Below are 14585 nucleotides of genomic sequence, written 5' to 3'. Positions count from 1 at the left end.
CCGGATTTCATTAAGGAGTTTGCCCTGCCGTGTGGAAAATAACGACACCGAACGTATGTTCGGACTACGCGGTCTTCCAGTACTTCTGCATCTCGATAAAAAGAAAAGAGGCCGTCCATGTAATCAGCACCAAGCCGGTCAGCGCTTCAAGTCCCGTCAGAAACTTAAGAACCCCTTGGGGTTCAATGTCACCAAAGCCGAGCGTGGTGAAGGTGGTGAACGAGAAATAAACACAGTCCATCAGGCTACCATCAAAATCTCCCCTTAACGTACCCCAATGACCTGACTCGATCATAAAGTAATAGGCCAGGGCGAAAATCCACACTTCGACGGCGTGCGCTGTGAGTGCGCCCAGTACGCCAAAGACTATCCTGAAACGGTGCCAGACCTTCAGCCTCGGCATGAGAGAGTTGAGGCGAAGCAGCAGTTCATAGTGGATGAAGACGGACACCATGACGATAAAGGTGTTCAGCGCTGTAAGGGCTATCATCGTCATCTCTGCATTTAAAACGCCTATTTGAACAGGGCTGCTGTTAAATTGCCATACGGCAGGCCTGAAGTTGTCGGGCGTTTAGACAGCGGTTCTCCAGTCGTGCGGACAATTCAATTGTCGGGCGCGGTTTGGATATCAGGAATGCGGGTGCAATCCGAGCCCCCTGTTTTGAAGAGTTCGCTGTTGGGTCAGGGTCTTGTCGAGGCGTGAGGTTGTGGCTTGATGCGCCCTGATAGAGGCGGAACCGGGCTCCACCTCTTGTTGCGCTATATCGATTCAGGCAGCGTGGTCCCGGTTGCCAGAGCAATCTGTTATTGCATTACATAACGGCCTGGTGCCGGTTCCAGTGGCGGGTGTTGCGCATTGCCCATGTCTGCCACTGCAGTCTGGCGTTCGCCGGCGTGTTTGGCCAGCCAGACGAACCAGTCATTCCACCAACTTCCCGATTGCTGTTCGGCGCCTTTGAACCAGGTGTCGGGGTTTTTAGTGACTCGGCTGTTTGTCCAATAATGGCGTTTCTGTTTTGCGGGTGGATTGATGACGCCAGCGATGTGCCCGGAGGCGCCCAGTACAAAGCGTTTGGTTCCGGAAAGCACGGCGGTACTGGCGTAGGCGCTCCTCCATGGCACGATATGATCATCATGGGTTGCAAGAATGTAGGCGGGTGCATCGACGGCCTGCAAGTCGAGTTTGACTCCGCAACACTCCAGTTCGCCTGACTTCAGGTCATTCTGCAGATAGGTGTGGCGCAGGTACCAACAGTACATTGGGCCGGGGAGGTTGGTGCTGTCGTTATTCCAGAACAGCAAATCCAGTGGGACAGGCTTGTTGCCTTTGAGGTATTTGTCGACGTTGTAGTTCCACCACAGGTCGTTGGGGCGAAGCATGGAGAAAGTGTTGCCCATGTCCTTGCCATGAAACACTCCGAATGGACCGTCCATGCCGCCGATAGTGCGCTCGCGGTAGGCCACCAGCTTTTCGTCGACGAACACACTGATCGGTCCGGTATCGAGGTAGTCGAGGAACGTCGTCAAGAGGCTCACGCTGCCGATGTCGTGATCACCACGCGCCGCGAGTACTGCCAGGGCGGTACTCAGCAATGTGCCGCCTATGCAGAAGCCCACGCAGTTGGGCCGCTGCTCTCCGCTGATCTCTCGCGTCAACTGCAAGGCTTTGAGCACGCCATGCTCGATCAGGTCGTCCCAGGTTATTTCCGCGTGTTCCAGACCGAAGTTGCGCCAGGACATCATGAACACTGGATGCCCTTGTTCCAATAGATGCTTAACGACAGAGTTGTCTGGGCGCAGGTCGAGGATGTAGTACTTGTTAATGGATGGCGGCACGATGAAAACAGGACGCGAGTACTGCGTTTCACTCTGCGGGTAGTACTGAATGAGCTGGAAAATCTCATTCTCGAAGATAACTTCGCCTGGGGTGGTGGCGAGGTCGACACCGACCGTGAAGGCACCACTGTCACACTGGCGCATCTTGCCTTCCTGCAGATCGCTGGCCAAGTGCATCATGCCTGTGAACAGGCTGGCACCCTGGGTTTCAACTACACGCTGGAGAGCATCAGGGTTGCTGGTCAGGAAATTGCTGGGCGCATTGGCGGCAATGGCTTGTTCTACCAGGTAGCGTAGGCGTTGGCGCGGTTTTTCTTCTTCGATCGGAAGCCTGTCGAGCAGCCTCAAGAGAAAGTTGGAATTGAGTAAATAAAAGGCGGCAAGGGAACCGAACAGTGGCTCGTTCCAGTTTCCGCTGGAGAAGCGGCGATCATCAAAGTTGAAGGGTTGGCCGGTCAGCAGTTGTTGGCCTAGTTGCCCCCATTGACGCTGGTAGTCCATCTGAAGGTTGTCCAGTGTTTCACGAGGCACCTCGAACCAGGGAGTGTGGTCGTGCCCGGAAAACCAGTCATTGCTGCTGACCCACTGGCGTAATTGTTGCATAGCAAAAGAGGCGATAAAGGGAACTTGTCCAGACCAATAGGTGTTGAACGCATGCGAATTATTGTTCATAGAGCTCCTTGCCCAGGGCGGTGAATCGGGCAGAAAGTAAACCGGACTCTGCCTGAGTCCGGTGCAGCAACAGGAGTGGGAGTGCGGGCTAGCGCTCGATGGCCAGGCCGACGCCTTGACCTCCGCCGATGCATAAGGTGGCCAGGCCTTTCTTGCCGTCGCGGCGGATCAGTTCGTGTACCAGCGATACCAGTATCCGAGCTCCAGACGCGCCAATCGGGTGGCCGAGCGCAATGGCCCCGCCGTTGACGTTGACTTTGCTGGTGTCCCAACCCAACTCTTGACCCACTGCCAGCGACTGGGCTGCAAAGGCTTCATTGGCCTCGATCAGATCAAGGTCGTCCACGCTCCAGCCGGCTTTTTCCAGTGTGCGACGTGTGGCCGGCACGGGACCGATACCCATGATTGCCGGATCCACGCCCGCGCTGGCATAGGCTTTGATCCGTGCCAGGATCGGTAGACCCAGGGCCTGCGCTTTAGCGGCACTGGCCAGTAACAAAACGGCAGCGCCATCGTTGAGGGTCGAGGAGTTGCCAGCGGTCACAGAGCCTTCTTTCAGGAAGGCGGGTTTGAGTGTTGCCAGGGCTTGTGCGGTGCTATCGACGCGCGGCTGTTCGTCGGTATCGAAGATGAGCGGGTTGCCCTTGCGCTGGGGAATCAGAATCGGGGTGATTTCGCTCTTGAAGCGCCCGGACTCAATGGCCGCTGCCGCCTTCTGTTGTGAGGCTGCGGCGAAGGCATCCTGTTTCTCACGTCCAATGCTGTACTTTAGCGCCAGGTTTTCGGCGGTAATACCCATGTGATAGTCGTTGAAGGCATCCCATAGGCCATCCTGGATCATGCTGTCGAGTAGTTGCGCATGACCCATGCGCAGGCCTGTGCGTGCCTTGGGCAGGACGTAAGGAGCCAGACTCATATTTTCCTGACCGCCAGCGATCACCAGTTCCGCGTCACCGCAACGGATCGCCTGGACGGCGAGTTGGACAGCCTTGAGGCCGGAGCCGCAGACCTTGTTCAAGGTCAGGGCGGGCGTGGTGTGTGGCAAGCCTGCCTTGATTGCCGTCTGGCGTGCCGGGTTTTGTCCGGCGCCAGCACTGAGCACCTGTCCGAGGATTACCTCATCTATCTGGGCCGCATTAACACCGGTCTGTTCTAGCAGGTGGCGAATCACGGCGGCACCCAGTTCGGTGGCGGGAATTCCGGCAAGAGCACCCTGGAAGCTGCCTATAGCGGTACGAGTGGCAGCAACAATTACGACTTCGTTCATGCATGACCTCATTGGTAAGGCAAAATTCGTCGAGCAGGATCAGCGCATCCATGCGCTGACGGGACTACTGCATATTCATGCCGCCGTTTACCGAGAAGTCGGCACCGGTGCTGTAAGCGGACTCTTCGGAGGCCAGCCAGGCAACGATTGATGCGATTTCTGCGGGCAGGCCAAGGCGGCCGACTGGGGTTGCCGCGATCATGGCGTCGAGAATGTCCGGGCGTATCGCCGCCGTCATATTGGTCTGGATGTAGCCTGGGGATACGGTGTTGACCGTCACACCCTTGCCTGAGACTTCACGGGCCAACGCCATGGTGAAACCATGGGTTCCGGCCTTGGCTGCGGAGTAGTTGGTCTGGCCGAATTGGCCGCGCTGGCCGTTGATGGAGGAGATGTTGATGACCCGGCCCCAGCCCTTCGCCAACATCCCTTCAATAACCTGTTTGGTGGTATTGAATAGTCCGCTCAGGTTCGTCCCGATAACGGCGTTCCAGTCTTCGGGAGTGAGCTTGCGAAAGGATGCGTCGCGCGTAATGCCCGCATTATTGACCAGTACGTCGATCGGGCCGCACATCTCGCGCACCAGTTCGAACGTTTTGCGGGTTGATTCCCAGTCGGTGATGTCTGTGTCAACGCAGTCGAAGTGATAACCGCCTTCGAGTTGACTTGCTATCCAATCATTTTTTCGGCTGGAATTAGGGCTGCAGCCAACAATGACCCTAAATCCATCCTGGTACAGACGCTGACTGATAGCTGTACCAATACCGCCCATCCCACCTGTTACTACTGCAATACGGCTACGTGATTCCATACAAGAACTTCCTTCTCTATTTTTGCGCTGCAATACGTGAATTGTTCTGTATTGACAGGGCATGAGGAAGTGTTTGGCGGTGACTGCTTAGTGTCCAACGGTGCCAAACTGGCGTTTGGGTCATTTGGTTGAGATTGCGTGGTATCTGTGTTTGAAGTTTGATGAATAATGACTATCATTTTCAATAATAACTGGTAATTATTCCGTGCTTGTTTTGGATCCAAAGATCATTCATGGCGCTATAGATGGTGCAAGTTCCGGCTGTGCCGAGCGCTGATAAGTTTGTTCTTGTGCTACACGATAATGTCCGGCTTTAAGCTGGAGAAGGCGCTCTCACGTTGGGCTTGTTTCACTCCGCAGGGTCGGTCTGATGCAAGACCGACGCGGCGCATGAGTTGCCTCTGTCAATAACCCCGCGTTATTCCGGCTTGGTCCGTTTTGTTACTCCCCTTCCTGGTTTGCGCGCTGGACTTGCATCCGTGGTAGCGAGTGTCGGCGCCGGCTGTGTCGCTACAGGAGGGGCTACCAGCTTGACTGCATCTGCTTCACTTGGCTGCGGGGCCAGACTAGGGCCTGGCAGGGGGATGTCGAGTAGCGAGTGCAGTTCACACCAGAGTTTTCCTTCAGCACCGATAGTCGTTAGCAACTCAGGTACTAATAGCGCCACGGCCGCCAGGATCTGCTGGCGTGCTTCGGTTTCCGGGAGCAGCAAGGGCAGGCTGCGCAAGCTTTCTTCCGGGTGAACAAAGACCAGCAGGTTCTGCAGTCGTATGGTTTCGCGCAGAACAATGGGGTCGATGTAGTGCTCGACTGGAACAGGGCCCTGCTGGATCAGTTGCTCGACGCGGCGCTTGTCGATTTTCTTGCTGTCACGGCCGATCAGGAAAAGTATTCGTACCAGCGCTTCCAGTCTACCGCCGAGGGCTAGAGCCTCATGCAGACGCTCGATCAGGACCTTGTCTTGCTGCTCGGCATGCTCCTGAAGATTCCGCGCAGGCTGCTTGTCAACAAGGGCGCTTAACCCTCCATACACACTGTAGAAACACAGTTCAAGGGATGCGTCACGCACATCACGATAAGCATTCAGGACGTCCTGCATCTGGTTGGAGAACAGGTCCTGCCACGCCAGCAGTGGGTTGTCTTTGCGGGCGGGGCGGCGATCGCTGTGCACTTGAGCGGCGGTGCCAGCGAGCCACCACAGTGCCGGATTCAGACTGCTCCATACCACCTGTTGTTGATGGAACGGGTGCGTCTTGCGCAACAGTTCTGCGATGGGCTCATTGATCATCTGGCGCATCCAGGGGCGTACGAACCCGTCGTAAAGCGAGCTATTGATTTCGGAGGCGCGCTCTACCAGCGCGAATTCGCGATCGTCATCACGCGCCGGCTCGCCTTCATCATGGATATCGGCGATTCGCCTGGGTTCGAAACGTACGCGATAGCGTGCATCATCGCTGCCCGATGGGTCAGGGATATCCTCGATCAGCATTTCATACAGCCCCGAGGGCAGCGCATTGATTGCGTCGACAGCCCCGAGCAGTTCACGGTGTTCGCGCCGGGCGACCTTGCCGGATACGAAGATGCCCAGATGGCCGATACTGGCGTGCTGCAGGTAGACGATGGTGCGTCCAGCACACTGCAAAGCGAGATCGCTGGGATAGACATCGGTTATCCAGTTCAGTGCTTGTTGTGGGGATGTGATGTTGTCTCCGTACGAGCAGAACACCACCACCGGTGCTTCGATCTGTTTCAGGTCAAGCCCGAGGGTCTTGCGTCCGAGCCCTCCAGACAGATGGTTGCCGATGAAAAGGTTGTCGACAATCATTTCGATTTCTTCGCTATTCAGCAGGCTCGGGCTGCCCCACCAGCGTTCGAAATCGAGAAAGCGCGGAGCCTCGCTGTCGACTTGACTGAACAGCTGGTAGTACTTGTTCCAATAGGTATTGGCGGGGTCCAGGTTCTCGAAGTTGCTGACCAGCCAGGTGCCGTCGAAACGGTCGTTGCCCAAATCGCTGGCCAGGCGAGTCGTCCAGCCCCCGCCCAGCAGGCCGCCGGTATAACGCATTGGATTGCGTCCATTGACACCGGCCCAGTACGACAAAGGAGCACCGTTGATGATGATCAATCCCGGCAGCTCCGGGTGTGTTGCAGCCAACCCCATTAACGCCCAGCCGGCTTGGCAGTTGCCGACCACAACAGGTTTGCTGCCGTCAGGATGGAGGGCGCTGACGGCTTCGATGAAATGGGCTTCGGCTTCGACGATATCCATCAGCGTTTGCCCTGGCATGGGCGCGTGACTGAAGGCGATGAAGTAGGTGGGATGGCCCGCTCTGAGGCTCTCGCCTATTACCGAATCTTGTTTGAAGCCGCCAATGCCCGAGCCATGACCACCGCGCGGATCAATGATGATTACTGGCTGGCTGCTGCTGTCGATGTTTTGCTCTGCTCCAGGGAGGATTCGTAATAGCGAGTAGTTGACGGGGCGGGGGAGATCCGAGCCAGCGATCAGCGTTTCATGATTGAACTTGAGCAGCAACGGATACCCGGCGCGCTGGTGGACCAGTGTGTTGTCGCCGCGCTGGCGCAGGGTGTCCCAGAACAGCAGGCTGCGTTGACTGAGGTCGGCGAAGTACTCCTGCCAGTCATCAAGGGTGGGTTGCGTTAGCTGGCCCTGGATGAGTGGTGTAAACGTTTTTTCCTGACGCTGGCGCGAGGCGTCGAGGACGTTCGAGGTATTCATGTGTTGCAGTCGACTTAGATTTTCGAGTACATCATGTTTTACGAAAAGCCCTTTATCCTGCGACGCAACAATATAGTCATTATCCATGATGCTCTCCTGGCCGTATGCATGAGAAGCGGCTTGCCTCAGCCTTCATTGCTCAGGAAGGGATTTGGTTTGGCCGATCTATTCTGTTTATGGAGGAGTTATAACGAATAGCTGCAGAAGGGGCAAAGCTTTTTTGCGGTGCACAAAAAAAGGTTGCCAAATAAAATTGTGCACTGCAATATTAAGCCTAACGCGATGACTCAGCAGGATCGCTATCGCGTCCTCAGGCCCATGTCGGCCTTCCAGTACTAGGAGATTCAAGCATGTCTTTGTTTAATACTGAAAAATTGCAAAACGCTCAGAAAGCTAACCTCGACCTCCTGCAGCAAATCAGCGGCAAAGTTTTCGCGAGTGTTGAGCAGCTTAGCCAACTGCAGTTCAAGACTCTGCGTGCTTCCACCGAGGAATACTTCGATGGTTTTCGCAAGCTGCTGGCGGTACGTGATCCTCAAGGCTTTGCGGAGCTGCAAGCATCCTTTATCCAGCCGCATGTACAGGCCGAACGCCTTGCTGAGTTCAATCGTCAAATGCAAGAATTGATTGTCGGCACACAGTCGGAAATCGCCAAGTTGACTGAGGGTCAAGTCGAGGCGGGCACTCAACAAGTGCAAGAATTCATTGAAGTGATGAGCAAAAATGCGCCGGCTGGCTCTGAGCCTGTCGTGGCCGCGTTCAAATCGACGCTGGCGAATGCCGGTAGCGTTTATGAAAACGCACAGAAAGCTGCCAAGCAGGCTGCTGACATTGCCCAGAGCGGCTTCGCCGCAGCGACCACCGCAGCTGGCAAAGCCGCACCGGGCAAGGCAGCGGGCGGTAGCAAGTAAGTCAAATCAAAGCTGGAACAGCTTTGCGGATGGCGACGGGTTCACTCCCCGTCGCCATTTTTTTTTCGTCCGGCGCTTGGTCCAGTCTGGCCTGGCGGTGTGCCGCCGAACAAACCGAAGAGGTTTTGAGTGTTTAGGTAGAGCGCCTTCGATTGGTCGACATATTGGCGCATCAAATCCTGCATGACCGGTGCCTGCTGGTGCATGAACTCGCTCCACGCCTCAGAGGACTGCGCACCCGTTTGCGACTGGATGTCGATAACTGTCTGGATGCTTTTATCCAGGTAGCTGCCGAGGACGCCCTGGAAGGGGCCGTAGAACTGGATAATCCCCATGAGCATCTCGCTGGAGAAGATCGGTTCACCGCCACTTTCGGCTTCTAGAATCACCTGAAGCAAGATGCTTCGAGTCAGATCCTCGCCAGTCTTGGCGTCGACCACCTGGAACGGGATTTTATCGACGACCAGTTGGCGTATATCCGCAAGCGTCAAATGACTGCTGGTGTACGTGTCATACAGGCGGCGATTGGGGTATTTCTTGATCAGGCGGGTGTTGCTCCGACTGTTATCTGTCATGCGGGGCTTCTCATTGCGAGCCTAGTTCGCAAGCATCTTATCCTACTATGGCTACTGCCGCGGATCGGAGTGGTGCCAAGGGTTAAACCCTAAGGTACTGAGGCCTGCGTACGGAGCGGGTTCACCTGCCTTGATGAGCTTGATCCATTCAGTACGGATTAAACGCAGTGTTTACTTATCGAGAAGCCCGGTGAAGGTAGAGCGCTGCACTGCATAATCACCCCCCATCAGGAACCCTGGCCACGCGTACGCACTCTCTTGCCTGTCGGGTTCTCGTGCTTTCTCTAATGTCCTGCCAGAGGGGCGCTTTTCTTCCTCGACCTTGAGCGGCGATCCATCGGTCCGGTACTGGCCAGGCGGCATGTCGAACCAGCGACAGCACGCTTTATGGAAGCTGCTGTGGTCGTGGAAGCCAAGGAGATAGGCCACATGCTTCATATTGTAATGAGAGTGGCGCAGATAGAAGTCAGCCATTTGCCTGCGCAGATCGCTCAAGACATCCTTGTATTGCACGCCATCCTTCTCAAGCGCTCGTTGAAGTGTTCGTTTGCTGATGTGGAGCGCTGCAGCCATTGACTCCATGTCGAAGAATCCAGGTCCCAGCCCTTGGCTCAAGCGCTGAGTGATCATCGCGCGAACCCGGCCAAGAATAGAGAAACCGAACAACAGGTCCAGCTGAGCCTCGGCAAAACTGTCATGGAGAGTGGCTAATGCCTCATTCGCCATACTCAAGGGACGCAGCAGTTCCTGCCCATCGAACACGATGCTGTCAGTAAGCCGCCCCGAAAATTAACGGACAAGCAAAGAGTTGCTGATGTTCCAGGATGCTCTCGGGCTCTGGATAGGAGAACTCTATACTCAGGGGTTGCGGAAGATGTCCACCCGTAAGCCAGCGGCAAAAACCGAGCAGCGAAGCAAGTCCTGCATCGGTGTACTGCCGGGGTTTAACCGAGTCGGGTTGCTGGAGGTCAAGCCCGGACAGGCGATAATTCTGCCCTTCCTGAACAAAGAACAGGCTGAATCCAGTACCAATCAACGCGCTGAAACGAACTAAACGCTCCAGGGCGCGTTTCAGGTTCAGGCTGGACATCATCGTGTAACCCACGATCTGGAAACTGCCCGGGTGTACGTGTCCGTAGGCTTTCAGACCTATATCTGGATTGCCCGAGACCTGCGTCGCCAGGTCCCATAGACGGTACATAATGCTTCGCCGACAAAAGGTAGCCGGCTGCCCCATGATTTCCATGTCCAGCCCGGCTTCCTGGCACAGGTTGGCGACATCCAAACCTTGGGCCGAAAGTGTATTCACCAACACACTGGCATAGCCCGTACTCACTCTATACATGACGGCCTCGTCTATCCGTGGAATTGAACATCCTTTGTGGTGAGCTTGGAGGGCCCGTTAGCTCCAGCGGGCCAGCCGTACGACGAAATTTTTCTCCTTGAATCATTCCGTATGAGGAATGGGAACTTGTTTAACGTTAGCATCATATGATTCAAGATATTACACAGATATGAACAAAGTTGAACATTTTTAGCCGGTTTTACGACGGCAGGTTTTGTCTTCTCCGCGCGTCCTTTTCGCGCCGTTCGACGAGAGGTTGGATGTGCGGAAAATAATTGAGAGATTGAGGAAATGAGGAGATGGCTGGGCTGTATTGCCAAGGCGGCCCAGCAATTAGGGTGGGGATTAAGATTCATGTGATGCCGGAGAATAACTCCGGCATTTTTTTGCGTGCCAGGACTTCTCGGTTTTGCTGGCGAAGTCGCCAATCTTTACGAAGTGCGCCAGGCGCGCATTCGCTTTTCAGTGGCTACCCAGGTGCTACCGACAACACGTGCTTCAGGTTCACGGAACGGTTGGCACGGCCACGCTTGAGCGCGCCGTGCCCCGTCTATCAATGGCTGGAAGCGCTGGCGGCTCCGAGGCCGGTCTGTGCACGCACAAACTGGTCGGCGTAGGCGTCCCGTTCATTGTCTGCCCGGACACTGCGGTCGAGTTTGGATACCACGACGATCACCAGGAAGGCCAGCGGCATGGAGAACAGTGCCGGGTGGTCGTAGGGGAAGATCGCCTTGGCGTGGCCGAGTACGGTTACCCATACTGCTGGCGACAGGATCACCAGCACCAGCGCGCAGATCAGACCGGCAAAGCCACCGAGGATTGCGCCTTTAGTTGTCAGGCCTTTCCAGTACATGGCCATGATCAGGACAGGGAAGTTGGTCGAAGCGGCAATGCCGAAGGTCAGACCGACCAGGAAAGCGACGTTCATCTTCTCGAACAGAATGCCCAGCAGAATGGCGATGATGCCGAGGCCGACAGTGGCCATGCGGGTCACGCGCATTTCTTGCTTCTCGGTGGCCTTGCCTTTCTTCAGTACGGTGGCATAGAGGTCGTGGGAAATGGCTGAAGCACCGGCCAGGGCCAGACCGGAAACCACTGCGAGGATGGTGGCGAAGGCCACGGCCGAGAGGAAGCCGAAGAACAGGTTGCCGCCCACTGCTTTAGCCAAATGCATTGCGACCATGTTGCCGCCGCCGATCAACGTACCGCCTACCTGGCCATTGACGTAGTACTGCGGGTCGGTGCCAATGATCACCATCGCGGCAAAGCCCAAGGTACAGACCACAAGGAAGAAGAAACCGATGAAGCCGGTAGCGTAGAACACCGATTTGCGTGCTTCCTTAGCGTTCGGCACGGTGAAGAAACGCATCAGGATGTGTGGCAGACCGGCGATGCCGAATACCAGGCCGAGAGACATGGAGGCCGTATTGATCGGATCGGCGAGCATGGCGCCGGGGCCCATGATGTTCCAGCCGCTGGCATGAGCTTCGATGGCTTTGGTCGCCAACATCTCATAGCTGAAATCAAACTGGGACATAGCCATCACCGCGAGCGTGGTGCCACCCGCGAGCAATAGCACGGCTTTGATGATCTGCACCCAAGTGGTCGCGATCATGCCGCCAAAGATGACGTAGACCAACATTAGTGCGCCGACGATCACTACCGCCACCGGGTAGTCGAGGCCGAATAACAGCTTGATTAACTGACCCGCGCCGACCATTTGCACGATCAGGTAGCAGCACACCACCGTCAACGAACCAAAGGCGGCGAAGATGCGTACCTTGTTTTGGTCAAGGCGATACGAAACGATGTCGGCGAAGGTATAGCGCCCCAGGTTGCGTAGGCGCTCGGCCATCAGGAAGGTGATGATCGGCCAGCCCACGAAGAAGCCAATGGTATAGATGAAGCCATCGTAGCCTTTGGCGAACACCAGGCTCGAAAGGCCCAGCAGGGTTGCCGCAGACATGTAGTCGCCGGCAATTGCCAGACCGTTCTGGAACCCTGTGATGCCACCGCCAGCGGTGTAGAAATCGGAGGTGGAGTGAGTTTGTCGCGCTGCCCACCAGGTAATGAGGAGAGTGCCCAGGACGAAAACGAAAAACATGCCGATGGCATGCAGATTGAGTGGCTGTTTTTCCACTGCGCCGGCCAGCGAGGGCCCTGCGAGTACAAGTGAAGCAGGCAGAAGGCCGAGGCCGGCAAGGATCACATTACGCAGAGTAGTCATCACTTGCTCTCCTCGAGAACTTCAGCGCCCAAGGTGTCAAAGCGGGTGTTGGCTTTGTAGACATACCAGCCGGTGAGCAGCCAGGAGAAGATGATGATCGCTGCGCCCACGGGCATGCCCACGGTCATCATGCGATTCTCGGCCAGTGGTGCATGCAGCCACTGAGGGGCAAAAGCCACCACCAGCATGAACGAGTAGTAAGTGCCCAGTACGGCAGCGCTCAGCGACCACGCCAGGCGCGAACGGCTCTGCACTAATTTGATGAATTTCGGATTGGCCCGAATGCGTTCGCAGCGCTGGGTGTCGGTTGCATGGATATTGCTCATTTTTTGCTCCCTGTATTATTTTTTTTGTCGGTGCTGTCGGTGCTGTCGGTGCTGTCGGTGCTTGAAGTTGCGGTATGGCTATCAGGTCGATTTCGGCGTGCACAATCCCGAAGCGACAGGTCAGGCCTGTCGCTTGTTTGGGGCTTTGTCGAGGGTTAAAGGGGCAAGGACTAAAGGTTCTTGGCCATGTCCCGCAGGAGGAACTTCTGAATCTTCCCGGTAGAAGTCTTCGGCAGCAGTGTGAACACCACGGTGCGCGGCACCTTGAACCCTGCCAGATGCTCGCGGCAAAAGCTGATAATGTCGGCTTCGCGAACGTTCTGGTGGTCGGCCTTGAGGGTGATGAACGCGCAAGGCGTTTCTCCCCACTTCTCATCGGGGCGTGCAACCACGGCCGCTTCCAGCACACCCGAGTGGCGGTAGAGCACGCCTTCAAGCTCGATGGTGGAGATGTTCTCGCCACCCGAGATGATGATGTCTTTGAGCCGGTCCTTGATCTCTACATAACCATCGGGATGACAGACCGCCAGGTCGCCGGTATGGAACCAGCCGCCTTCGAAAGCTTCTGCGGTGGCGGTCGGGTTCTTCAGATAGCCCTTCATCACCGTGTTGCCGCGCATGAAGATCTCGCCGATGGTCTGGCCGTCGCGTGGTGTAGGTTCCAGGGTTTTCGGGTCGGCCACCATCACGCCTTCCAGCGTCGGGTAGCGCACACCCTGGCGGGATTTGACCTGGGCACGCTCATCGAGCGGCAGTTCATCCCACTCGGCATGCCAGGCACAAATCGTGACCGGGCCGTAGGTCTCGGTCAGGCCGTAGACGTGGGTGACCTTGATGCCCATCTCTTCCACGGCGCCGATCACTTTGGCCGGTGGCGCGGCGCCTGCGACCATGGCATTGATAGGGTGATCAATGGCAGCCTTCGCCGACTCAGGCATGTTGACCAGAGCGTTGAGCACGATCGGTGCACCACAGAAGTGGGTGACCTGATGCTCGCGGATCAGGGTCAGAATCTTCTGCGGGTCGACGCGGCGCAAGAACACATGCACGCCAGCCATCGCAGTGACGATCCACGGGTAGCACCAGCCGTTGCAGTGAAACATCGGCAAGGTCCACAGAAAAACCGGGTGGTGCCCGATGTTCCAGATCATCTGGTTGCCCAGCGAGTTCAGGTAAGCGCCCCGATGGTGGTAGACCACGCCTTTCGGGTTACCGGTGGTGCCGGAAGTGTAGTTCAGTGCAATCGCCTGCCACTCGTCGTCCGGCCATTGCCAGGCGAACGCGGGATCACCTTCGGCCAGCAGCGCTTCGTAATCGAGGTCGCTGACGGCCTGGCCTTCGCCATACTCCGGGTCATCGACGTCAATCACCAGCGGCGGGTGGTCCAGCATGCCGATGGCGGCGCGGATCACGTCATGGAACTCGCGGTCAGTGATCAGCACCTTGGCCTCGCCGTGCTGGAGCATGAAGGCAATCGCTTCGGCATCCAGGCGCACATTGAGCGGGTTGAGCACCGCGCCGATCATTGGCACTGCAAAGTGAACCTCAAGCATGGCTGGGATGTTAGGCAACATCACGGCCACGGTATCGTTCTTGCCAATGCCGCGACCGGCCAGCGCCGAGGCCAGACGACGGCATCGCGCATAGGTTTGCGCCCAGGTACGACGAATCGAACCGTGGATCACGGCGGGGTAGTCAGGGTAGACGCTGGCAGTGCGCTCAATGAAGCTGAGCGGCGACAAAGCAATATGATTGACAGCCGAAGGGGCTAACCCCTGCTCGAAGATCGACATGTGGCGGGTACTCGGTGGCTGATTATTAGCTCTATATCTGACCGTTCAGATTGCTCGTAGGGTCAGTTAATTATCCGACGCA

12 protein-coding genes are annotated in these 14585 nt (G+C 56.4%); 1 reads left to right on the top strand and 11 read right to left on the bottom strand.

Translation table 11 applies throughout. From position 1 onward, the window contains the following. Window positions 1–64: 64 nt before the first annotated feature. From ACVBEG_RS12670 to ACVBEG_RS12650, 5 genes are all read right to left on the bottom strand, one after another. The gene (locus ACVBEG_RS12670) at window positions 65–490 is read right to left on the bottom strand and encodes a potassium channel family protein (RefSeq protein WP_322178937.1); all 426 of its coding nucleotides are present in this window, start codon (window positions 488–490) and stop codon (window positions 65–67) included. Window positions 491–804: 314 nt separating this feature from the next. Further along, window positions 805–2508: a class I poly(R)-hydroxyalkanoic acid synthase gene (gene phaC / locus ACVBEG_RS12665; protein ID WP_323566341.1), complete on the bottom strand. Its 1704-nt coding sequence runs from the start codon at window positions 2506–2508 to the stop codon at window positions 805–807. A gap of 88 nt (window positions 2509–2596) precedes the next feature. Beyond that, on the bottom strand, window positions 2597–3775 hold the full coding sequence (locus ACVBEG_RS12660; RefSeq protein WP_322216644.1) for an acetyl-CoA C-acetyltransferase: 1179 nt from the start codon (window positions 3773–3775) through the stop codon (window positions 2597–2599). 64 nt (window positions 3776–3839) lie between these two features. Next, complete coding sequence (phbB, locus tag ACVBEG_RS12655; protein ID WP_322178938.1) at window positions 3840–4586, bottom strand: acetoacetyl-CoA reductase; 747 nt, start codon at window positions 4584–4586, stop codon at window positions 3840–3842. A 418-nt stretch (window positions 4587–5004) separates the two neighbouring features. Continuing rightward, window positions 5005–7413 carry a DUF3141 domain-containing protein gene (locus ACVBEG_RS12650; RefSeq protein WP_322178939.1) on the bottom strand — a complete coding sequence of 803 codons (2409 nt, stop codon included), beginning with the start codon at window positions 7411–7413 and terminating at the stop codon, window positions 5005–5007. Between the two features lie 263 nt (window positions 7414–7676). Here ACVBEG_RS12650 and ACVBEG_RS12645 point away from each other — a divergent pair, with 263 nt between their 5' ends. After that, window positions 7677–8237: a phasin family protein gene (locus ACVBEG_RS12645; RefSeq protein WP_322178940.1), complete on the top strand. Its 561-nt coding sequence runs from the start codon at window positions 7677–7679 to the stop codon at window positions 8235–8237. A 41-nt stretch (window positions 8238–8278) separates the two neighbouring features. Here ACVBEG_RS12645 and phaR read toward each other — a convergent pair whose 3' ends face one another. The 6 genes from phaR to ACVBEG_RS12615 all read right to left on the bottom strand — a co-directional run bounded on the left by phaR (window position 8279) and on the right by ACVBEG_RS12615 (window position 14503). Further along, window positions 8279–8812, bottom strand: coding sequence for a polyhydroxyalkanoate synthesis repressor PhaR (gene phaR, locus ACVBEG_RS12640; RefSeq protein WP_322178941.1), 534 nt, complete (start codon window positions 8810–8812; stop codon window positions 8279–8281). Window positions 8813–8983: 171 nt separating this feature from the next. Continuing rightward, on the bottom strand, window positions 8984–9574 hold the full coding sequence (locus ACVBEG_RS12635) for a helix-turn-helix transcriptional regulator (RefSeq protein ID WP_447107783.1): 591 nt from the start codon (window positions 9572–9574) through the stop codon (window positions 8984–8986). Window positions 9575–9581: 7 nt separating this feature from the next. Next, entirely contained in the window at window positions 9582–10157 is a 576-nt protein-coding gene (locus ACVBEG_RS12630; RefSeq protein ID WP_447107782.1) for an AraC family transcriptional regulator, read from the bottom strand. 553 nt (window positions 10158–10710) lie between these two features. Beyond that, on the bottom strand, window positions 10711–12384 hold the full coding sequence (locus tag ACVBEG_RS12625) for a cation acetate symporter (RefSeq protein WP_322178943.1): 1674 nt from the start codon (window positions 12382–12384) through the stop codon (window positions 10711–10713). Continuing rightward, a complete protein-coding gene (locus ACVBEG_RS12620; protein ID WP_322178944.1) occupies window positions 12384–12710 on the bottom strand; it encodes a DUF485 domain-containing protein in 327 nt (108 codons plus the stop codon). Before ACVBEG_RS12620 ends, ACVBEG_RS12625 begins: the two co-directional genes overlap by 1 nt. Window positions 12711–12880: 170 nt before the next feature. Then, window positions 12881–14503 carry an acyl-CoA synthetase gene (locus tag ACVBEG_RS12615; RefSeq protein ID WP_322178945.1) on the bottom strand — a complete coding sequence of 541 codons (1623 nt, stop codon included), beginning with the start codon at window positions 14501–14503 and terminating at the stop codon, window positions 12881–12883. Between the last annotated feature and the right edge of the window lie 82 nt (window positions 14504–14585).

The sequence above is a fragment of the Pseudomonas sp. GG8 genome, from assembly GCF_052976945.1.
The sequence above is the reverse complement of the archived record's forward strand: the minus strand, read 5'-3'. Positions and strand labels throughout refer to the sequence as shown.